The 22,550-nt window shown below is 56.5% G+C and carries 14 protein-coding genes; 6 read left to right on the forward strand and 8 right to left on the reverse strand.

Annotation, left to right across the window (positions count from 1 at the left end; translation table 11 throughout):
• Nucleotides 1-19 precede the first annotated feature (19 nt).
• The 4 genes from Poly41_RS30555 to Poly41_RS30570 all read right to left on the reverse strand — a co-directional run bounded on the left by Poly41_RS30555 (nt 20) and on the right by Poly41_RS30570 (nt 6,392).
• Nucleotides 20-721 (reverse strand): HEAT repeat domain-containing protein, encoded by a 702-nt coding sequence (locus Poly41_RS30555; RefSeq protein WP_146531166.1) that lies wholly within the window; start codon nt 719-721, stop codon nt 20-22.
• An 83-nt stretch (nt 722-804) separates the two neighbouring features.
• A complete protein-coding gene (locus Poly41_RS30560; RefSeq protein ID WP_146531167.1) occupies nt 805-2,025 on the reverse strand; it encodes a Gfo/Idh/MocA family protein in 1,221 nt (406 codons plus the stop codon).
• Nucleotides 2,026-2,127: 102 nt separating this feature from the next.
• Nucleotides 2,128-3,462, reverse strand: coding sequence for a serine/threonine protein kinase (locus tag Poly41_RS30565; protein WP_146531168.1), 1,335 nt, complete (start codon nt 3,460-3,462; stop codon nt 2,128-2,130).
• Nucleotides 3,462-6,392: a hypothetical protein gene (locus Poly41_RS30570; protein ID WP_146531169.1), complete on the reverse strand. Its 2,931-nt coding sequence runs from the start codon at nt 6,390-6,392 to the stop codon at nt 3,462-3,464. The genes Poly41_RS30565 and Poly41_RS30570 overlap by 1 nt, the downstream gene beginning before the upstream one ends.
• Nucleotides 6,393-6,796: 404 nt before the next feature.
• Between Poly41_RS30570 and pilM the strand changes: the two genes are divergently transcribed.
• The 3 genes from pilM to Poly41_RS30585 all read left to right on the forward strand — a co-directional run bounded on the left by pilM (nt 6,797) and on the right by Poly41_RS30585 (nt 13,426).
• On the forward strand, nt 6,797-9,106 hold the full coding sequence (gene pilM / locus Poly41_RS30575; protein ID WP_231616089.1) for a type IV pilus assembly protein PilM: 2,310 nt from the start codon (nt 6,797-6,799) through the stop codon (nt 9,104-9,106).
• A 75-nt stretch (nt 9,107-9,181) separates the two neighbouring features.
• Nucleotides 9,182-11,092, forward strand: coding sequence for a hypothetical protein (locus Poly41_RS30580; RefSeq protein WP_146531170.1), 1,911 nt, complete (start codon nt 9,182-9,184; stop codon nt 11,090-11,092).
• 144 nt (nt 11,093-11,236) lie between these two features.
• Complete coding sequence (locus Poly41_RS30585; RefSeq protein ID WP_146531171.1) at nt 11,237-13,426, forward strand: hypothetical protein; 2,190 nt, start codon at nt 11,237-11,239, stop codon at nt 13,424-13,426.
• 234 nt (nt 13,427-13,660) lie between these two features.
• Here the strand turns inward: Poly41_RS30585 and Poly41_RS30590 are convergent, their stop codons facing one another.
• From Poly41_RS30590 to Poly41_RS30605, 4 genes are all read right to left on the reverse strand, one after another.
• Nucleotides 13,661-14,245: a hypothetical protein gene (locus Poly41_RS30590; RefSeq protein WP_146531172.1), complete on the reverse strand. Its 585-nt coding sequence runs from the start codon at nt 14,243-14,245 to the stop codon at nt 13,661-13,663.
• A gap of 4 nt (nt 14,246-14,249) precedes the next feature.
• Nucleotides 14,250-16,112, reverse strand: a complete 1,863-nt coding sequence (locus Poly41_RS30595) for an OPT family oligopeptide transporter (RefSeq protein WP_146531173.1) — start codon at nt 16,110-16,112, stop codon at nt 14,250-14,252.
• Between the two features lie 84 nt (nt 16,113-16,196).
• A complete protein-coding gene (locus Poly41_RS30600; protein ID WP_146531174.1) occupies nt 16,197-16,904 on the reverse strand; it encodes a YggS family pyridoxal phosphate-dependent enzyme in 708 nt (235 codons plus the stop codon).
• Nucleotides 16,897-18,846 carry a hypothetical protein gene (locus Poly41_RS30605; protein ID WP_146531175.1) on the reverse strand — a complete coding sequence of 650 codons (1,950 nt, stop codon included), beginning with the start codon at nt 18,844-18,846 and terminating at the stop codon, nt 16,897-16,899. The genes Poly41_RS30600 and Poly41_RS30605 overlap by 8 nt, the downstream gene beginning before the upstream one ends.
• A 276-nt stretch (nt 18,847-19,122) precedes the next feature.
• On the opposite strand from Poly41_RS30605, the gene Poly41_RS30610 reads away from it, so the two are divergent.
• The 3 genes from Poly41_RS30610 (at nt 19,123) to Poly41_RS30620 (ending at nt 22,321) form a co-directional block, all read left to right on the forward strand.
• Complete coding sequence (locus tag Poly41_RS30610) at nt 19,123-20,112, forward strand: YdjY domain-containing protein (protein ID WP_146531176.1); 990 nt, start codon at nt 19,123-19,125, stop codon at nt 20,110-20,112.
• Nucleotides 20,113-20,201: 89 nt separating this feature from the next.
• On the forward strand, nt 20,202-21,686 hold the full coding sequence (locus tag Poly41_RS30615; RefSeq protein ID WP_146531177.1) for a rhamnulokinase: 1,485 nt from the start codon (nt 20,202-20,204) through the stop codon (nt 21,684-21,686).
• On the forward strand, nt 21,683-22,321 hold the full coding sequence (locus tag Poly41_RS30620; RefSeq protein WP_146531178.1) for a 5-formyltetrahydrofolate cyclo-ligase: 639 nt from the start codon (nt 21,683-21,685) through the stop codon (nt 22,319-22,321). The genes Poly41_RS30615 and Poly41_RS30620 overlap by 4 nt, the downstream gene beginning before the upstream one ends.
• The last annotated feature ends 229 nt before the right edge of the window (nt 22,322-22,550 follow it).

The following is a 22,550-nucleotide window of genomic DNA, read 5'->3' on the forward strand; positions in this document are numbered from 1 at the left end:
CGGTGCTCCAACGCCGTGACTACTTTCCGGCACATGCCAACATGCCACGAGTGACAGCAAGTTTGATGTGCTTTGGTGAATCGGCGTTCGCCATCAGTGTCTTGTAGACCTTCAGCGCACCCATCTTGTTCCCTGCTGCCAGCATCGATTCGGCACACGATAGCGAACCATCGGTGATCGCAAGGGCCACGGTCACGTCGTCTGACTTCGCGGAGGTTAGCACGGCGGCGGATTTTGGAGTTCGAATCTCTCCGAGTGCGATTGCAGCAGCGCGCGCGATCCTCGGGTCCGCATCGTTAAGCAGCCCGGCAAGCATAGGAATGCTCTCAGCATCGTGCTTCGCGCCGAGAGATCCAATCACGCCAACCTTGATCACACCCGACGTTTTGGGCAGCGCGTCGCGAAGCGCTGTGGTCGCGTCGGGTGCAGGGTTCGGCTGAAGTGCGTAACGGGCCATGTGCGAAAGCTCGGCATCGCTTAGCATCGCAGCCAACGTTGGCACCGATATCGCGGTTCCAATCACGGCCAAAGCTCGGCACACATAATCCTTGGCATCACGTGACACATCACGGTTCAGAACTTCAACCAACCGCGACTCGAGTTCGGTTCGTGCCGCCGCGTCACCGGTCGTTGCAACGATCGCTTCATCAATCGGTTTCACCGCATTGAGGTCGCTCCCCCAATCAAACGTCAGCAGGGCTTCAAAGGCTTGATCCAACATATTCAGTCTTTCGGTTGTTTGTTTTACTATGTGTCTTGAAACAGAAGGCAATCGTTGATTGCAAAAAAGATCGATCCCGATGTCTATAGTTGCCAAGGTTCGCGGCGTGCCCGGTCAAGGAACCGATTCGCTTCGGCGTCATCGACAAATTGCTGTTCCACCGCGTTCCAACGCAGTGATCGTCGAAGCTGGTAAGCGATGATTCCCAAATGGCTGAGGGCGACGGTGTTGACGGCCAATTCGATATCGCGGAACGGTTTTTCACGGGTTTTCACACACTCGATGAAGTCGCCATAGATACCGCCATGGCCCTTGTAAGACGGCAGCGGCTTGCCGGCGATTTTCTCGCCCGGCGTACCTTCGACTTGTAGGTTTCCGGTATTAGGTTTGTTATGATGCAACATCACGCCGCTGGGATATCGAAACGATAGGTACTTGCGATCGGATTCGTCATGGTAGATGACTTCTTCGGGCTGATCTTCACGCACATCGATCGCGAACGTTGCACCGCCGAAATGATGGGCGCCCCAGTCGGTCATGCCACCACCTGAATAGTCGATGTAGGATCGCCAGCTGCCTCCACCGGTGCTGAAATTGCCATCACAACGTGCTTTGTTGTAGGGGGCCCATGGTGCCGGGCCGAGCCACATTTCCCAGTCCATTGTTTCAGGAACCGACTCGGCGGGTAGATTGCAGGGCTGCGAAAGTGGGCCGACGTTCACATTGATCGATCGGATCGTCCCCTTTTCACCATTCCAACAAGGTTCGACCGTGTCGCGATAATCTTCCAAGACCCGCTGACTTCCTCCGGAAACCACGCGCGAATAACGCCTGGCCGCCGCGACCATCGCCGGCCCTTCGGCTAACGTTCGCGTTTCCGGTTTCTGACAGTAAACGTCTTTCCCGTTTCGACATGCTTCCACCACCATGATCGCGTGCCAATGGTCGGGGGTAGCAACGTGCACGGCATCGACGTCGGCACGGGCGAGAAGCTCGCGAAAATCGCCATAGGCGGTGCAATCAGCGTTTTGATACCTCTCGTCGACCTTCGCTTTGGCAGCATCCCGAACATCGCTGCGACAGTCGCAAACGGCAACGTATTGAACATCACTTCGACCAAGGAACGCACCTTGATCGCCACGGCCCATGTTACCAATGCCAATACCACCCATCACGATCCGGTCGCTTGCCGGCGGCACATCCCCGGCACCCAAGGCGCTGGATGTAATCACATAGGGAATCGACACCGCCGCACCGGCGGTCCTGAGAAAGTCACGGCGAGAGTTGTTCTGATGACGAGCCATGTGAGGACATGCTCCGAAGGTTGCAGGAAGGAAACGAAGGTAGGACTGCAAACCTATTTAACTCACCGCAGCCCGCATGTCGAGGGCTGCGTCTTAACGCCGCTATCTCTGAAGCCATTCGTTGATGACGACACCCAAGATCGCTCCAAAGAGCAAACTGATCGGCACAGCAATCGCCAAGGTCAACGAGATTGGCAACAGCAGACTCGGCCGCCGCGACGATTCGAGCAAGGGTTCCATGACGGGGTTCGCCGAGGACATCGAGCCGGGGACGGACTGGCCATCGGAAAGACCCAAACCACCGGAGTGAGCCGATTCCGAATTCTCACCACTCTCGCGGCCTGCGGCCAACTCCTTCTGCGGAGGTTCTTTGGGGGGGGGCGGCTGCGTCCACGATCGTCGATCAATCGGTCGATCGACAAACTCCAGCGCCGTCGTCGACCAGGGCTCCAATCGCTCCACCACCTCGGTCGCGGATTGGATTCGCTTCGCCGGATCTTTCTCCATCATGTCCGCGATCACGTCCACAAAGTCCTCGGACAACTCAGGGCTAAACTTGCGTGGATGCCAAGGCGTTTGTTCGCAGTGCCGACGACACTTTGATTTCGCGTCACCACCCGGAAAGGGCACCTTGCCCGTGACGACATAGTACAGGGTGCACCCAAGCGAATAGATGTCGCTGAGCGGATCCACTGCCGAGGGACAACGAATCTGTTCGGGCGACAAGTAATCGGCCGTGCCAACTATCTTGCCCGCTCGAGGGTCATCCTTGCCACCAAAACTGTATCCGGCCAAACCGATATCCGAAACCTTCGCATGCCCATCAGGAGTGACCAAGATGTTTCCAGGCTTCACGTCGCGATGGACCAAACCGAGGTCGTGTGCGTATTGCAGTCCCATCGCAGCTTGCGAGACAACCAATGCCGCGTGGTTCATCGTCAGCGGTCCGTTGCTGCGCACTAAACGTCGGAGGTCCGTGCCGGGGACGTACTCGACGACCAAATAATGCACGCTACCATCTTGACCGGCGTCGTAAGCCCGCACCACATAAGGACTATCCAAGCCGGCTTGCAGTCGGATTTCGCGAACAAAGGCCGCTCGCGATTCGGCCGTCAACTTCTCGAGCGGCAACGTCTTCACCGCGCATTCGCGTCCCATCACACTGTGGACCGCCTTGAACACTTGGCCCATACCTCCTTGGCCAATCCAGCCGGTGATCAAGTAGGGGCCGAGATTGAATTTGGTCCGCCCGCCGCGAAGTTGGTTGGACTGGTATTCGGTCACGTCACCCGATCGGATCAGCGCATCGGCCACTTCGGCTTCTTCGCTTGAACCGGCGATTGCCACGGCACGCTTCCACTTCTTGCTCGTGACCAACCCACTGCGTAGCGCGGCTTCTTTGAACGTCAGAATCGGCTTTGCTCCACTCGACTCCATCACCCCCCTCCCTTGAACCCAATCACCAAATCAACCACTTCGTGGGATCCCATGGGAATCTGCACTCGGTCGGAATCCAGCAGCAAGGGACTCGCCTCCGCTGCTTCCGAAAGCAACTCTCGCCACCGACTCACTGGTTGATTGACGATGTCGTCCCGTTTGACGGCATGCTCAACGCTGCGGCAAAATCGCAGCGACGCCGTGCAACCACGCGAACGGGTCTGGATCAACCGGACCACGGCGAACAATCGTCCGCTGTCGTCGGCAGCCACTTTGACATCAGCGACCAGCACTTCCGCTGGAGCCACATGGATCAACCAGCCTCGAGCCGCTTGCAAATCAACCGGCTCGACGGGCGTCACGATTGGATCGACCAGCACCGAGCGAGCGGCACCGACGGGATCCGGAACCTCGAAACCATAATGCAACGTGAACTCGTTTCGAGTTTCACCTCGAACGCATAGCAAGGTGTCAAAAAAACGATCACCGACGCGTCGGTGATAGGCGCGTCCGGCCGTTGCGATCAGCGTTTGACGTTCGGCCTCGTCCAACACCACGCCAAGCGGCGCGACCATTCGACGGCTCGTCGCTTTATGGAGCTTGTCACGAACGATCAGCTTGGGAATCACCGCATCGGCTGCGACGGCACTCCGTGCGGCAAGATAGTGCTGCCAGGGATCCTCGCTGAATCTCGTGAGCGCGTCGAACTGACCGTGGACCTGCACAAAGCGACTGCCTCGTTCGAGCCGGTAGGTCAATTCGTAGCTGGCCACTTTGTCGCCCCCGGCACTGAAGATCGACCCCGTCGTTTGGATCTCACCCAAATCCATACGAGAAACAAGGGTCTTGATCTTGTCACACTTCATCACCGAAGCGTTCGCAGACGAATCCAGCTTGGTCTTCCGATCACCCGAGGGTGCAACGCAGACCAACCGCATCGAGAACCGGTTGCCGCGGGCCCCACCGCTGTAGGCTCCCTTGATCCCACCCGATTCGGGATCGATGCCGACTTCCATAAACGCATTTTGAAGTATCGAATCGACCACCATTGGTTTGCCGCCACCCAACCAACCACCGGCGGACCACAAATCTCGCATACGCCGGCCCAACGAACGGCCGCTGGCGGTACCGGTTGCTTCGTTACGAACCACCGAAAAACCGAAGGCGGAAACGTCGGTCGTCACGACGGATTGGTTCCCTGAGCCACTCGCCGCATAGACATGTTTGTCGTGATGCGGGCTGCCGAGGATTTCGACGTTGCATCGCTGCGGACACGGCATCGGGTTGATGATGGCGACGTTCGAGGGATTCTCAGAACGGGTAAGCCCGAGTGCGCGTAACAAGTCGGCGTTCAAATCCTCTCCCACCGCCGCTTGGCCCGACGCCAAACAAATCATCGCTCGCATCTGGGTCTCGTTCTGCATTTCGATCGACGCCGTCACCTGGTCCGCAAGCGATGACAACGGGTTTGCATCACCCCGTTCGACCGACGCGGTTAATTCCACATCCGCTCGGCTGGCGGCTGCATGGTCGGCGTTGTGGTGATAGGGCTGTTCGCCCGTGCGGAAGAAGTCTTCCAAGGTCCAAAAGCGTCCGAGCACCAGACTCCACGAAGCCGTTCGGCGGATGTCGTTCAGCGTGTCGCCCTGGTGACCAGGCCAATGGACCAACAGTGCAGTTGCAATTTCCCCACTATCGATCGCTTCGCCTAACCGCGAGCCCAAAGCCAAGAACGGAGTCGAACTCGATGCATCGATTGGTTTTGCTGCCAGCGTATGCAATTCGCCGCCGCCATGTTTCTGGACCACCTTGGCCTCATCGCCAAACCCCGTACCGTTCTCGAAGTCAATCGAAATCATTCCGGCGACGTCCAACGCGGCGATCACTTTCGTCATATCGGCCGGTGTCGACCCACTGTAACGAGCGTAAACCGGCGGCCGAACTCCAAGGGCCAACGTGGTTTGCTCGAACGCATCGACCAACAATCGCTCGGCGCCGGTGTAGGTTTGCGTCGCCAAACCCACATCACCCGATGGGCCGCCACCCGCCCATCCCAGCCGCTTTTGCGAAAAGCGGTCCCGCAGCAACGCAAGTTTCGTTTCACCAAGTTTTTGGATCTCGGCTGCCATGGCCGCATCGATCAAGACGTTCACGGGCGTCGCTAAGACGCCATTTTCACCGGCTGAATCCTTACCGGCCGAATCGGGGTCCGCGTCGGTTTGCTGGCCCAGCGGATCGACACGAACCCCGATACTTGCCAACGATTCGAAAAAGCAATCGAGCGTCGATTGGGAAAGCAACGTCAGATCAATCAGATGGGGATCGGAAGAAAAATAGTGGTCGCGTTCTTGGGCCAAAGCGTCAAACGCGTCATGCATCGATGCGACCGCCGTTTCCGCGTCACCTTGAACGAACGACTGGGCAGCTCGAACGACACAGGATTGAAAATAGACCTCATCAAGGTTGCTGGTGTAGCGAAGTCGCCTCGTCATCACCTGGACCTGCAACATCGCGTACCCGAGCGCGAAGAAGTCGTCGATGCTGATGTCGCGATGCTCCGCCTGTAGCGATGCTGCCGCTGGTTCAGCGGGATCCGCATCGTACCCAAGGGACTGAAGCATCGCTTGCCGCGTGTCGCCCGTAACCCAAACAACGCCGTCCGCATCACGGCATTTCTGCTCGAAACCGTCGGGCAACATCGAAAAGCTGCTGTTCGGCACGGCCATCACACGGTGCCCGGTATCGATCTCGGGCGGCCCGTCCGCCCGGTACCAGGCCGGTGTTTGTTCCGATTTGGCGATCAGTTCGGGGTGCCACAGCACGGTCCAAGCCGCCAACAAACTGCGGGCATCCGCATCGGTCGCATCCGATGGGAAATCCTCCAGCGTGGATGCGGGAATCAGTATGCAGCACTCGTCGTAGGCAGGCATGGCAGGAAAAATTTGACTCGGGGGGGGCGAATTCGTTAAAATGAGGTTGTCTTATCTGTCGCTGTTTCTCGCGATTTTTCAAGGGTATTGTTGCCCGAACGGTTCATTCGCGACACCAAGCCACTGAAAGAATGTGGCGTGATCTTACCAATCTTCAAAAAGAACGACCCAAAATCGGGGCTAAAAACGCAGAAAACGATTGGGGGACACAGGGACGCGTGGCACAATGCCACCAGACCACCCCAGAATCATGCAGCAATCGTGCACGGAAACGCAGAAACGCATATAATTCCGGCCAAGTTTGCGTACAATGGGGATGTGTCCACATTACGAGGGGCAATACAGGACGACAAAACGTTCCTACCAACTTTCTTATCTGATCTCGATAGAAGAGTACCGTATCGATGGCTTCCAGCTCTGGCGTGTGGGGAATTGAAATAGGCCAATCGGCGCTCAAGGCGTTGCATTGCAAGGTCGTTGACGGCGAAGTGGTCGCCGATGCCTTTGATTTTATTGAATACCCCAAAATTCTCAGCCAACCCGAGGCGGTTCCCGAGGAACTGATCGACGATGCGTTGCAGCAGTTATTGCAACGCAACGATGGGTTCAATGATCAGGTGGTGATCAGTGTGCCGGGACAAAGTGGGTTGGCGAAGTTCTTCAAACCGCCACCGGTCGAAATCAAAAAGATTGCCGACATCGTCCGCTACGAGGCACGACAACAGATCCCGTTTGACCTGGCGGACGTGGTTTGGGACCACCAGATGATGCCCGGCAGCATGATCGAAGAGGGCTACGCGTTGGAGAGTGAGGTCGGCTTGTTCGCAATGAAGCGTGAACAAGTTTACCGACAACTACAACCGTTCACGTCATGCGATATCGAAGTGGACCAAATCCAGTTGGCTCCACTAGCGCTTTACAACATGGTCGCCTACGACCGACTGCACGACCGGATCGAAAACGAAACGTTCGATTCCGACAACCCTCCTGCGTCGGTGGTCGTGTTGTCGATCGGAACCGATTCCAGCGATTTGATCATCACCAACGGATTCCGGATTTGGCAGCGAAGTATGCCGATCGGTGGTAACCATTTCACGCGTCAATTGACCAAAGACTTGAAATTGACGTTTGCCAATGCCGAACATCTCAAACGCAACGCCCGGGAAGCGGCCGACCCGAAGTTGGTCTTCCAAACGATGCGTCCCGTCTTCAACGACTTGGTGACCGAAGTCCAGCGATCGATCGGCTTCTTCCGCAGCATTGACCGTCAGGCTGAAATTTCTGAGATGTTGATTGCCGGCAATACGGTCAAGATGCCAGGGCTGGCGGCCTATTTGGGCAAGAACCTCGGGTTCGAAGTCAGCACGCTTGACCGTTTCAACCGCTTGAGTGGTGAGGATGTGTTGTCAATCCCCACCTTCCGCGACAACGCGACAACGTTCGGGGTCTGTTACGGACTTTGTTTGCAGGGTTTGGATTTGGCGCCGGTTCACGCGAGTTTGGTGCCGCAGGAGATTCTGACCGAGCGAATGATCCGGGCGAAGAAACCTTGGACGCTTGCCGCCGTCGCCGCCTTGTTGCTCGGATTGATCGGACACTACGTGCTGACGGAGCGAAGTTGGGCGCACAGCCATCCTGATTTGTGGGACGGGGCCCAAGCCGCCGTGACGCAGATGTCGAGCTATTCGAACGAACAGAAGAGCGAGGACGAGCTGCTGCAGACCAAGTTGACGTTTCTGAACCAAATTGGCAAAGAGGTGTCCGGGGACGCCGAGAAACGACTGAAATGGATGGAACTGCTCAGGGCGTTCAACACGATGGTCCCACGCATGGAGTTTCCCGATGGCAAGCGGCCCAGCGTCAAAGAGCTTCCCTACGAAGATCGCACCGATATCCATGTCACCAAAGTAGAGACGAAGTTCTACGAGGACCTCTCCACCTGGTACACCGATCTAGTGAAAAAGCGTTTCAAAGAAGAAATGCTCAACTGGGTAAAAATCACCGGCCGACCGCTGCCGGACGATATGTTGGAACCGATGGCTGGCGCGGTTTCCCTCGCGACCGCTGCGCCAACCACGACCAGCGCCGTTTCCTATGGGACTCCCACTTCTTCCTATGGTTCAACCGCGGTCCCGATGGAGGTCCCGTTGACGGCGGAAGCGATCGCGGCGAACCCAGCCCTTGGGGTGCTTGCGGAGTTGATCCCCCCCTCGGGCCCAGGCTGGGTGATCGAGATCAGCGCGTACCACTATTTCAACAGCCCCGAGATGATGGGCAAGGAAGGCAGTAACCACGTCCGTAACTTCTTGACCACCAACTTCTTGACCAAGCCGATTGCGCTGCCGGATCCCGAAGGCAATTTGATTAACTTTACGCCGCGTGAGTTCGGTTTTTCCTATCCGTTATTGCTTCAAGATTACAAACCCAAACCGGTTCAAATCGCCAATCCAGCGTTTGATCCCGATGCGGTCATGATGGCACAGCAGGCTCTGGCCACGGGGGTCATCCCGATGGGGCAAACCGAAGAAGGTTTGGAAGAGATCATCGCAGAACCGCGGGCCTTGACGGTGCAACGATTGGACTTCGATTACCAAGTGGTTTGGCAGCCAACCTTGATCACCGATCGGATCAAAGCCAAGAATGCGGCTGAGGCGGCTGCCGCCGCTGCGGCGGAGGCAGAGGCGGTCGCGATGCCCCCGACACCGACCCCCTAAGACCATCCGTTCTTTTCATGAGTTTCCTTTTCCGCACCGACCTCCTTTTCATTTCGCACGTCTGAGTATCGTTTCATGGATAAAATCAAAGAACAATTGGCGGTCATCCTTCGCTATGGATTCTGGATTGGCATTGGTTTTGCGATCCTCGCATCGTTGGGCGTTTGGTTCTTTGCCACGATGACGCTGCAATCCGAACGCGACAAGCAGCAATCGAGCATCAACAGTTCCTTTAGCAGTGTCCAGACCCTGCAATCCGAGTTGTCGACGCATCCGAATCCGGCCAGTCACGAAGAGATGAACAAGCTGATCGAGAAGCGGACCGAGGTTGTGCTCGATGCCTGGCAGAACATGTACGATCGCCAACGCGGGTTGTTGACTTGGCCAAAATCGTTGAAGGAGGACTTCGTCAAAGAGTTTGAAGGCTTGATCCCGATCGAACGATACATCGATTCGCCCCCCGCACCGGGCCAAGAAAAGGAGGCCTACCTATTGAACCGGTATGCGGATTACATCGGCCAAGTGTTGCCTGATATCGCCAAGTATGCTCGAGCGGAATGGACCGCCGTGCTTGACCCCTCCGCTCAAGCCGCACTCGGGCCCAAGCGTCCGAAAGAGCTTTCCGAAAAATTGATCTCCGGCCGCGAAGACAAGCCGTTGGTGGAATGGAGTGCCGCCAGTCAAACACAATTGCTGGCGGACCTGTTTCCATGGCGTGGACGACAACGGCCGACGTCGTTAGAGGTCTACTACTCGCAAGAGAACCTTTGGATTCTGAAACAGTTATTACAAATCGTTGACACCGTCAACGTCGACGCGAACGAGCCCTTTGAAGCAAAGATTCGCGAAATCAAAACCATTCAAATCGGTCGCTCCGTTCAATTTGCTGCCGGATCGATCAAGTCCGTCACCGCTAGCGGTGCCGCCGGTGGCGGTATGGGCGGTGACATGTACGGCGACGACATGTACGGCGGCGACGACATGTACGGCGGCGGTGATATGTACGGTGGGGGGGACCCCTACGGTAGCGGTGACCCCTACGGCGGCATGTCCGTCCCCGGAAGCACCAGCGAGGTACCGACGGCTCCCGACCCAGCAGACAACCGTTACGTCAACACCAATTACGAACCGATCAAAGGGGCTGTGCTCCGCACTGCGCTTGAAAGCGCGTTGCCAACCGACGTCAATTTGGCCGTCGCCAAGAAAGTCCCCGTGATGTTGGCCGTGACGATGGACCAACGTGCGATCCCCGATCTGTTGGCCGCCTGCGGCAGCGCCGCGTTGATGGTCGAAGTGCGCCAAGTTCGCGTCTTGCCAAAAGGAACCTCCAAGGCTTCCGTCGGTGGAGGTGGTGGTGGCATGATGGGCGGCGGCTATGGCGGCGGCTATGGAGAGGATTCGGGAGACGATTACGGCGACGACATGGATAGCGGATACGGCAGCGGCGATATGGGCGGCGGATACGACGATGGCATGGACGGTGGCTATGGCGGTAGCGGCATGGGCGGTTCCATGGGGGCTGCTGTGAAACCACCCGAAGAACATCCCTTTGATATGGACGTCGAAGTCTACGGAATGATCAACATCTACAATCCACCCAGTCGCAAGAGCCTCGGGCTCGATCTGTTAACCGAAGATACCGTGGTGGAGGGATTGGACCTCGGCAATAACAAGCCGGAAACCGGTGATCTGCCGACCCCCGCACCGGCTGCGCCAGTCGCTCCGGCAACCACAGCACCGGCGGCCAATCCCACAGCGCCTCCCGTCGATGGAACTGCGACCGGTACCCCGGTTCCGGCCGGCGATGCCGTTCCGGAAACTCCCGCTGCGCCGGCGAACCCACAGCCTGCGGATGGTGTGAATCCAAACCCAGCGGCCACGACTCCAGCGGCCACGACTCCAGCGGCCACGACTCCAGCGGCCACGACTCCAGCGGCGGGTGCTGCTCCAGCGGGTACTGCACCGTCGACGCCTGCGGGCGCTTAGACCAGGAAACGACAGGTTTCTCGGCCAACAAACCGACCGAGAAACATGTTGAAGGCGAAACGGTAGAGCCGTTTCCACAATCACGACGCAAACACAATCACGCGACATTCCTTTCCCGTTCCTTCTCGCTCACGAGTACCTGTGATGGACGCACAAAAGATCAAAGACTCGCTAGTCCAACATGTCGAAAAAATCGTTCTCGGTGTTTTCGTCGCCGGTTCGGCTTTCCTTGTCTACCAAGCGATCAACATCCCCAGTTTTGACAAGGCACCCGACAAGCTTCAGACGGATGCAACGCGAGTCAAAGCAGCGGTCGACGAGGATCATAACGCTGAGATTTTGACACCCCGCGAAGAGGAGATGCAGAGTATTGATATTTTGGCTCGCACCGATGCGGCACTCGCACCGGTGAATCCGTCGATCTATGGTCTCGATAAACCTTGGGAAGGCGTCGAAGTCAATTTGTCCTTCAAACGACTCGATCCTGTCCTGTACCCCCCCGAAGACCTCGATGTCCAAGGTGTTGTTCGCTCGATCGCGGTTCGATCCATCGAAGGTCTATATGCTCTGACGGAACTCGAAGGCGCCGACCCAGTCGAGAAGGTCGAAAAGAAGCAACGGAAACCACGCGGCCGTCCAGCGATGATGGGCGGTGACATGTACGGCGGCGACGAAATGTACGGTGGAGAAGACATGTATGGCGGAGAAGACATGTATGGCGGGGAAGACATGTACGGTGGGGGCGACATGTACGGCGGGATGACGCAGGGGGCTGCGACCGGCCCGGTGCGAAAAGTGGGGAAAGACTCGAATCGATCGCCCTACACCCCTCCCGCTTCCATCAAGGATTTCCGAACCGAGGGAAAGCAGTTGCCGATCCCTCAAGTCGCGCGGTTCGTCGCGGGAACGGCAATTCTACCCCACCGAAAAATGTACGAATCGTATGAGGAAGCGTTAAAAGAGGATTCATCAGCCTACCGGCCCACCGATCGTGATACCCCGAAGTATTGGAACTTCCAAGTCCAGCGTGCGGATGTGACCGGTAAGTCGGTCGACCAATTGACCGAGGAGGATTGGGTGGATCGCCGAGACCGGGAATTCCACACCAAATTGGCCGCTTTGTATTGGGCTGGAACGGCACCGGAATTGGTTCCCAAAGACTACCGCGACGAATTGATCACGACATGGATCCCACCCGTGTTGATGGATGAATACAGCAGCTTTACGTTGCATCCCAAAATCCCAATGTTGACCAAACGCGAGATTCAAATGCTCGAAACGGGAGAAGAACCTGAAATGGTCGATCCCACTGATATGTTCAATCCGAACGGTGGGATCGGAGGCCAGGATATCAGCATCACCGGGCCCGCCTTCAATGTGGGCGGCGGTGGTGGTGGCTACGGCGGGAGCGGTGGCTATGGCGGCGGTGATATGTACGGCGGCGATGACATGTACGGTGGCGGTGACATGTACGAAGGAGAAGACATGTACGGCGGCGGGGACATGTACGGGAGCGGGGGTGGATACGGTGGTGGATCACCCTACGGATTCACCGGTGTCGAAGTCGATCCGGTCGAATACAAGTTGGTTCGATTCTATGACTTTGACTTGGGCGGAGATCCATCGGCACCCAAACCGGGTCGACAATACGTCTATCGTGTTCGGATTTCGGTCAACGATCCCAACTTCCCGGCCAATCCGGCGTTACAACCTAAGACCAGTGCGATGTCACCCGATGTCTACAAACGTGTCAGTGGTTTGATCTCGGAAGCCGAGCAGGAATACAACGATAAAATTGCTAAGAAGGAAAAAAATATCGACCTCAGCAAGATCCGCAACTTCGAACGCTGGACGGATTGGAGCGAACCGAGCGAAGTGGTTTCGCTGCCGTCCGGCAACGATCAATTCGCCGGCCCCGTCGAACCGGCTTCGATCGCGAAGGTGACGTTTCAAAAACGAATCGTGCCCGTGGAAAAGAAGGCGGCGTCGGCCAAGATGGTTGTCACAGCGTTCGATCCCGCAATCGCAACCCGAGTCCCGTTGGTCATGCAAGTCAGCGAGGGATCGGTTCTGAGCACGAAGGTCGATAGTGCCGATGTGATCGACCCGTTGACCATGGAGGTCAAGAAGTACCCCGACCCAGAGATTCGTAATTCAACGGCGGTGGTTGGAATCAGTGGCGGGGAATCGCTTTCGATTGTCGACGAAGCCGAAATGAAAGCCCCAGGCTTTATCTTGCTTTCTACCGAAGACGGAAAATTGGAGCTCTCGGAAGAGGTCGAAGACCAACAGGTTTATCGAATCTATTCCTTTGCCGAGGAAAAAGGCGAGTAAAACAATCTGCCGAGATTGCCCCACGGCATCAAAAAGCAAGGAAACGGACGACGCTCGAGAGAGCGTCGTTTTTTTTTGCTCATCCGGCGGAACCGCGCACGGAACCCCGACTCAAGGCATCGGTTACAATCGACCTCAGGTATCGACAACGTTAAACTTTGCCGAAGTCGACCGGGCCCCCGAAGAGGTGCTCAATCGAATTCTATGGCGAGCGATGAAGGGAACGACGGAGCCCTACCCTGAATGGGCCGCGGGCGTGGATGAAGATGACGACTGACGCAAAAGCGTCTGCTGTGCATTTTCGAGATATTTGCGTGCCCTTCCTAGGCTCGATTCGACTTCGTCGACATAGCCATCCGCGGCCGCCGACCACGATCGATTGATGTATCGCTCCGCCGAGGCAAAATCGGTCATCACTTCGGCATAGGTTTCCATTCCGAACCGCTTGATCAACGAACCACGCGCGTCGGCGAAATCCGACAAGGGTTCGGCAAGCTCGTTGTCAATCCGCAGCAAAACGTCCGATGGATGCCGGTTTTTGTCGGCATACAGCCGATCCACCTCCGTCAACACCTTCAACAAACTGGCTTGTACCACCGAATACTCCGCTTCCGTTTTCGTGTCATCGGAATCGACATGACGGCTTACGATTCTTAGCAGCACCACTCCGCTGCAACCCACCAACATCGCCAACGCATACAAGCCCCAATGGATGGTGCTCCATTTGGCGTCGTCGATCTCTAACCGATTCAGTGACACATAAGCGGCCCACAGAAACCCGGCCCACAACAAAGTGTGTCCTAATACTCGTGCTGCCATTTGTTTACATCCATCTGGTCAAGGAATCAAAAGCGGAGGCCCCCAACTGCATCGCGGTCACGTCCGCGTCGGGACTGGCAAAGAAGACTTGCACGAGTGCATGCCCGACACCGACAAGTGCCTCGCCGACGATCAGTCCTGCCGCAATGGGAATCCCGACCTCGTGGCTAAATTTTACGCCAAGCGTTTTGTCCGATACGATTCTCAGTGCGTTGCCAATCGTGTAGGTCAATGCAATTTGGAACGGCATGTAAAAGCCCAACGCAATCAATACTCCGATGCCACCCAACCCGCTCAGTGCCAACAACAATCCCAATCCGGCCCCGGCGGTGTAGCGATATGCGGGCACGTCGTTGTTGAGAATCCCTTCGGTGACCGACGCAAGTGCTTGAGCCTGAGGCGCGGGGAGCTTTTCCGAACCAATTTCGTACTGATTATTCAGCAGGATCATCAGAAAGATCACGATCACGGGTCCCAGCCAAGCGCCAACGAATTGCGCCAACTGTTGTCGGCGCGGGATCGCACCGACCAAATACCCGGACTTCAAATCCAACATCATGTCGCTTGCTTGCGAAATGGCTAAACAAATTGCCGCTCCAACGAGTAAAGAACTGGTAATCGTCGATGCGTTGTCAACACCTCCCTTAGCCACCAAAATGACAATCGTCACGGCGATCAACGTCATGCCGGACAAGGGAGACCAGTTGGTTCGTCCGACGCATTCCGAAACCACCACGCCCGCCACCCAAACCCAAATCGTTCCCAAGAGCGCCATCGCGGCGGCCCGGCCAAGGGACATCGACTCAACGCTGTTGTAGGCAATCCAAATCATCACGATCGCCCCCAAGCCGATCGCGGCATACAACAATCGAATCGGCATCTCGTCACTCACCGAATCCGAAGTGACATCTTGTTGTCTCGCCGAATGCATCGACTTCATGGCGCTGGCGATCAGCGGAAACGCCGCAATGATTCCGCCGACGGCTGCGCCAACCAACATGCCAATTCCGAGTGGTTTGTACAACGTGGCACGCATCGCCGTCGGATCCGACACCAACTCGGCCACCCCGGCGTCCGCCGAGTGGCTCAACAGCGGAGAAAGCAAGAAGTAACACAGAAAACCGCCCGCACCGAACCAGAAACCACCTTTACCCGATAAGAACCCAACACCGATCGTCATCACCGACAAGTACAGGGCAATGTTCAACATCGATGGCAAGCCAAACAGGGCCCCCGCATCCCAATTCGCGTCCTCACCCATCAACGACAGGACCAACAGATGCGAAATCCCTGAAATCAACGCTCCACTGATCAGCAACACCGCCTTACGAACACCGGCTCCCGGCGACTTCAGAATCGTAGCCACGGCAATACCACCGGGATAAGCCAGACGGTCGAAGTCGATCATCTGTTTCCGCAGCGGGATCACGAATGCCAATCCCAGCACCGAACCGGTTACACAGGCCAAAATCATTAGCGGGACGCTAAAATCCGCCACCGACTCAAGGCCCGGTGAACGGCTCAGAATAAAGAGTGCAGGGACGGAGAACATGATCCCCGACGAGGCGCCGTTCACCGCGGAGGCAATGGTTTGATTGATGTTGTTTTCGACAATACTGGTTCGTCGCAAAACGCCCCGCAGTACGCCCCAACCGAGGATGGCCGCTAACTCCGATCCCTCGATCGCGAAACCCAGGATCAAGGCTGCGTAACCAATCGACACGGCAATCAGAGAACCGATCGCCCAACCAAGGAAAACGGCTGTCCAAGTGAACTCGGGGTACGCGCCATGTCGAATCGGGATGGCGGCGGACGACGAATCCTGAGGATTCAATCGTGTGAGTTGGCTAGGTTGAGCTTCCGACATCAATCCGTTGCACTCCTGAGAGGTGAAGAGGGCTTCCGCAGCACCCTTTCGCACAGCCTACGGCAACGCTACCTCGATCGCAAGTTAGGTGGGCAAACCTTCAAACAATCGCGATCCAATTCGGACCATCGTTGCCCCTGCGGCGATGGCTTCGATAAAATCGCCACTCATGCCCATGGAGAGCTCGGGCAAACAGACTCCAAGTCGACTCTGCAAGTCATCACGAAGACGGCGTGTTTCCGCGAATTGCGACCTTGCTTCGCTCGCTTCGATCCCCCATCCGGCCATCGCCATCAAGCCAACCACGACAACCCCGTTTCGAGGCAGCTGCGTCAACAACGTCTCGACCTGCTCCGGTGCCAACCCCGTCTTGGCCGCCTCACCACTGATATTGACTTCAACAAGCACGGTCGCCGTCCGCTGCTGAGCCGCGGCCTCTTCCGCAATCGCGATCAGCAAACGCCCGCTATCGACACTGTGGATGATCGGATCAAGCGAGAGAGAGCGACGAAGTTTGTTGCGCTGAACATGACCGATCAGATGCCACTGAACCTGAGGCGGAAACGCGACCTCATCGACCTTCTGCCAAAGCAGCTGAGGACGGCTTTCGCCGAGATCGTAACATCCCGCTTCGGCGAGCGCCAACGTGGTCTCCGCACCAACGTACTTTGTCACGCCAACGATCTTCGTGGAACCAGCTGGACGCCCCGCAGCAACGGTAGCCTGTTGCACCTCGTCCGTGACGGCATTCCAATTCTTGCTGAGTTGCGTGCGTGTCGCCCCATCAATCATCCATCAACTCGCTATCGTCAACCGTCACCAATTCATCGTAATTGCCATCGCTCATTTCAAATCTCGCAGCAAAAAAGTCGGCAATCAAGTGTTTCCCCAAGACCGAACGACAACGACGAGGGCCAAGGGAACGGTACACCAACCATTGCTCCGAACCCATCTGCACACGGTACCCTACCGCCTCGCGAGGCTCGCAAATACGCCGCTCATCGGCAATGGTCAATTGTCGCCACGTTCGATCGCGTCGGAAACGTCGCGATTGGAAATCGAACCACACCGGTGTGTAGAGAGCCCCCTCGCCTTGGGCGGAAATCACCAGGTGACCATCGGGACTTTCGCAAATCGCCGCTGGAGTGGGGCCGACGTTCCACTCCGATGCGGAAAGCGGGAACACGATGGCGCGTCGTTTACGATCCGACAGGAAAATCTCGCGAGTTCCCTCATTCGGCTCGACCCGGATCGCCTCACACAGCGGGAGCCGCGCGGTGTAGTTGATTTGTGTGGAAGCTTGGTCCTGAGGCCCCGAATTCTTGGGTAGCACCTTCTTGGGTAGCACCGCATCGGCAAACAACAAGCAGCGATCTTCGCGCACCAGCATTAATTGCCGCTGCAAAACGAGTCCCGCAGTCCAAGGCTGCTCAATTTCGATATAGTGCACATCATCATCGGTGTATTCGCAAACAAACGCCCAATCACCATCGGGCGACTGCGATTGGCCATCGGCCTCGATGGACGTTTCCACGCGTCCAGAAACGACCAAGGACCGACCGGCAAAGATTTCAAGCCGGTTTTCTCGTTGTGCGTACTGCAAATGGGTGCGACCACGTCGAACATCCCACTCGGGCAACATCATCGCCAGCTTCGCTTTCTCGCAGTGCAGGAACGACTCAGGCAGCGAAACCTCCCACGCCAACCGACCACCGGTATGGCGAATTCCGAGCGCTGCCTCCATCGCCGGCCGCAACGTTTCGGGATCAAAAACAACCGACCGCATCAGCAATCCATAATCGTTCAAATCGTCGACGACCTGCTTTTTTTTCAGCCGACTTAGCGCCGTCGAACCTTCGGTCGTCGTCATCGCAGCGACCCAAGTCGCGATTTCACCACCGATTGCCTTGGCCGCTTTCGTGAACTTTCGCTTCGTCGTGTTCTCAATCAAACAGCCACATCGAATCACCGATCCGAGGACTAACCGAGCATCGGTCGCTCGAGCTAACGCGGCGGGAACCGACTCCTGTTCGGCTTGACACCAACGACGGAACGATTCGAGCGACGATTTCTGTAGCCGCTGGCAGGACGGTAAATCTGACAAACGCCATGCCAGGGTCAAGCCAAGCTCTGCCGTGCCAATCAATTGCACCGGATCCGAGTCGCGGCCAAGCTGAAGCATCGACTCTCGATACTGTTGCAGCGAACCAAGCAAATCCCACCACATCGCGGTGTCGAGTTGTTTGCTGAGCGCAGGCATCGCCGCAGCCCACAAAACCGCATCGTGGCACGTCAAGCGGTCCACGGGGCAGGGCCCCAACTGATCGATCATTTCTTTGGCAGGCTGCACAAAGTCCATCGGTCGTGTCGATTTTCGCCTTTTCGGTTTTTGGTCGCAAGCCAATTGGCTCAGCGCCGTCCGCAGCGGATTGACTGGCTCGCCTGACGCGGCAGCCACCCCCCATCGATAAACGTTCCCGCCAATCGCCGATTTGCCGAAAACTCGCTTGGCCGGATTTTTCTGCACGTTCGCATTCACTTTTGAGCGAAGCCGTTTCCACTGGCTCGCCGAAAGGGCATCCGGTTTCATCCTGTCGCGATCAACAGCGGCACCGTCGCTGTTGCTTTCTGCCGGGGACAATTCCGGCCGCGAGGACTTTGGCTCACAGCCACGCTCGTTAACGGGCGACGAGGCGACTTCAGCGATCGGGGTTGGCGTCGTATCAGTGGACATCGAAACTAGCGTTTGAGAAACGAAGGTTGGTGAGTGACGCTGGACGAGTCTTCAAGCAATGACGATCAAGCGAGTCGCTGTGGAAGGCAGAAACCCAAGGTCGCTGTGCGGCATTGCCGCACTTGGCGAGCCGCCACACGCGGATAAAACCGTCGTAAGTGATCAAGAATTCGCCTGATAACTGATGGAGCGCACCCTACGGAAGTAAGTTGGATAGAATATAGCTTAGCTAGCGAACACCCAAACCACGATTTGCCGAGAAAAAAAGAGTAATTGATGAGTTTTCACAAGAACGGGTTGCAAGCCCGATTGCTCTTTGCAGCGACTGCGATCTCCGTCGCACTGATCCACCAATCCACGATCGCTCAACCGACGGCTGGTCAAAACGACACTCAGAAAGGAACGGTGGAGAGCGCCAAACGGATGTTGCCCGACGCAAAGGCGACGTCCCCCAGCTCGGTGGACCCCAGCTCGGGGCAAACCGAAGTTTCCGAGGAAAACACTACAACCGCTCTCGATTCGCCGGTTGCAGAACCAAAACTTCCGACTCCTTCGGAAGCTCTGCTCGAAGCGTTCTCGCCTCCACCACAAGCAAAGCAGCTAAGCAAAAAGACGCTTTTGTGGGTCGATCGAGACAAAAAGCGGGTCTATATCGATGGTTATGTCGCGATGGATCGCGGCCCGCTCGAGATGTTCGCGTGTCCCTCGGGAACCAAAGAACACGAGTCGGTCGTGGCGACAATCGCTCGATCCAGTGAGGTCCACGCAGCACTTCTGGCGGTCGGAGCGATGTCGGGAACGCCTGTGATGTTTAGCCCCAATTTCGTACCGCCGACCGGCCAGAGGATTCGTGTTTGGGTTGCTTGGCGTGACGAAGACAAGAAATTTCACGTTGTTGATGCTCGAAGCTGGATTCAGAACGTCGACTCAAAACAAGCGATGCAAGCCGATTGGGTTTTCGCGGGCAGCGGGTTTTGGACCGACCCGAGCGATGGCAAGCAGTATTATCGAGCGGACGGAGGGGACATGATTTGCGTCTCCAATTTCAGTACTGCCATGTTAGATATCGCAGCAGCAAGCAGCGCCGATGCCGATGCGTTGTTGTTCCAGCCCTTCGGTGAACGGATCCCCGAACGTGGGACGTTGGTGCGGTTGGTTTTGGTGCCGATTCCGATTCCGACCGACGCCCCCTCGGCCCTGCCGAGCAAAGTCGATGCCAACAAACCACCAAGCGAAGCGATCTTGCCGATCAGGCAAGCAGGATAGCAGGAAGGTGGAGGACGGATTATTCTGCTATCATTTGCAACTCTCGCTCGCAGGCAAACAACAACCAAGACAGTAAAGGACGTAAAAGGATGAGTTCGGCATCAACCCATTTGGCCATCGATTTGGGAGCATCCAGCGGTCGCGTGATGGCCGGTTTTTTGGAAAACAACCAGTTGAAACTGGCTGAATGCCATCGGTTCGTCAACGATCCCGTTTTCATTCAGCAATCGATGCAGTGGAACGTTCATGGCTTATGGAGCGAAATCCAGAACGGTCTGCGAAAAGCGGCCAACGAGTACAAGAACATCCGCTCGGCCGGAGTCGACACTTGGGGCGTTGATTATGCGTTGCTCGACGATCAAGACCTGGTGGCGGGACCGATTCGCCATTATCGAGATGCCCGAACGCGTGGCATGATGCAGCGGGCATGGGAGATTGTTCCCCGCGATCAGATTTTCCAGGCGACTGGGTTGCAGTTCATGGAACTGAACACGCTGTTCCAATTGGTCGCTGCTCGCTTGAACCATGAGCGGTCACTGGACGTTGCCAACGGCATGTTGCTGATGGGTGATTTCTTTCATTGGTTGTTGACGGGACAACGCAGCGTCGACGTCACCAACGCGTCGACGACCCAACTGCTCGATCCGCGAACTCAGCAGTGGTCAACCGACTTGATCCGCCGCTTTAATCTGCCACCCGCGATATTTCGCGATTGCATTCAGCCGGGAACCTCACTGGGACCGATTCAAACTTCGGTAGCCGAGACCACTGGACTTGGGAATGTCGAGGTCATTGTGCCCGCCACCCATGACACCGCTTCCGCCGTGATCGCTGTCCCCGCAAAGAACTTTGCCCCTGAAAAACCGGATTGGTGCTACATCAGTTCCGGAACCTGGTCCTTGATGGGCTGTGAATTGTCGCATCCCTTGGTCAATGAGCGATGCTCCGAATTGAACTTCACGAACGAAGGTGGCATTCATGGCAGCACACGATTGCTGAAAAATATTTGCGGCTTGTGGATCTTTCAGCAGATTCGCAAATCGCTCGATCGTCGCGGTGCCGCCGAATCTTGGGACGAGATGGTTGCCAGAGCGAGCGAGGCGGCACCCTTTTCGTTGTACCTCGATCCTGATGACGACGCATTCGTCGCCCCCTCGGACATGGTCGACGCCGTCATCGGCTACGCCGCGAGGACCGGCCAACACGCTCCGGAAAACAACGGCGTTTTGTACCGCTCGGCTCTTGAGGGCTTGGTGTTCCGGTACCGCGATTGTTTGACAATGTTGGAATCCCTAGTGGAACATCGCATCGAAGTGATTCATATTGTCGGGGGTGGTTCCAGAAACAAACTGCTCTGCCAAATGACTGCAGACGCCTGTGATCGTCCCGTGGTCGCAGGGCCTGTTGAAGCGACGGCTGCTGGCAATGTGGTTGTCCAGATGCTCGGTTGCGGTGAAATCAACAACATCACCGAGGCTCGCCAACTGATCAGCAATAGCTTTGGAACCGAACATTACTTGCCCAAGAACACCGAGACATGGAGCGAGGCGGCCAGCCGTTTTGCAAGCCAATGAATCAAACGAACCCGCCTTCGGGTGACTCCATCGTTGTGCGAAAACGCGACCTACGCCGCACTGCCGAGTTGGCGCGGCGTGGCCAAACCGACAAAGACACGTTGAGTCAACAGATTACGGATCGCGTCGTCAAACTGCCTGAATATGCACAAGCAGATTGTGTGATGTGGTACGTCGATACCGACGCCGAGGTACGGACTCAGCATGTGCTTGCGGATGCCATCGAAAGCAAAAAACGGGTGGTCGTCCCCTACTGTGAAGTCGTGAACTGGATCGATCAGCAGTTGGCACTGTTTCACCTCCAGTCGATGGACGAATTGGCGATCGGTAAGTACGGCGTTTTAGAACCGAAACGTGAGCTTCGAACGCTTGCGTCGAAACAGGTCGATGTCAAGCAACTGGGCGTGATCTTGGTGCCTGGCGTTGCCTTTGATCGCCGCGGAGGCCGGATCGGACATGGCATGGGGTATTACGACAAATTGCTGGCCAATGCGAACCAACAAACGCCGTTGATCTCGTTAGCCTTCGAGTGCCAGATGTTTGACGAAGTCCCGATTCAACCGCACGACATTTTCATGGACAAGGTGGTCACCGAAGTAGGTGTCTATGATGGGATCGGCCGGCCCCGGTCCTAAAAGGTCGTTCAGTTTTTAAGTTGTTTCATTTCAAGCATTTACGAGTATCAAGCACCTCTCCCCTTGGGCTCGTTGTACCCCACATCCTAATCCGGTGAAATTTTTTTGGCTCCTGGTCCGAATGTGTTCCATGCGTTGGACAGGTCGTGGCAGCGTTGCATTCCGATCCACAAGGTCCTCGTCGCTTGTCCGATTTTTGCGAAGGTGTAAGCTTGCTGAGGCTCTTGCG

It is taken from the genome of Novipirellula artificiosorum, assembly GCF_007860135.1.
GTDB classification, from domain to species: Bacteria; Planctomycetota; Planctomycetia; order Pirellulales; family Pirellulaceae; genus Novipirellula_A; species Novipirellula_A artificiosorum.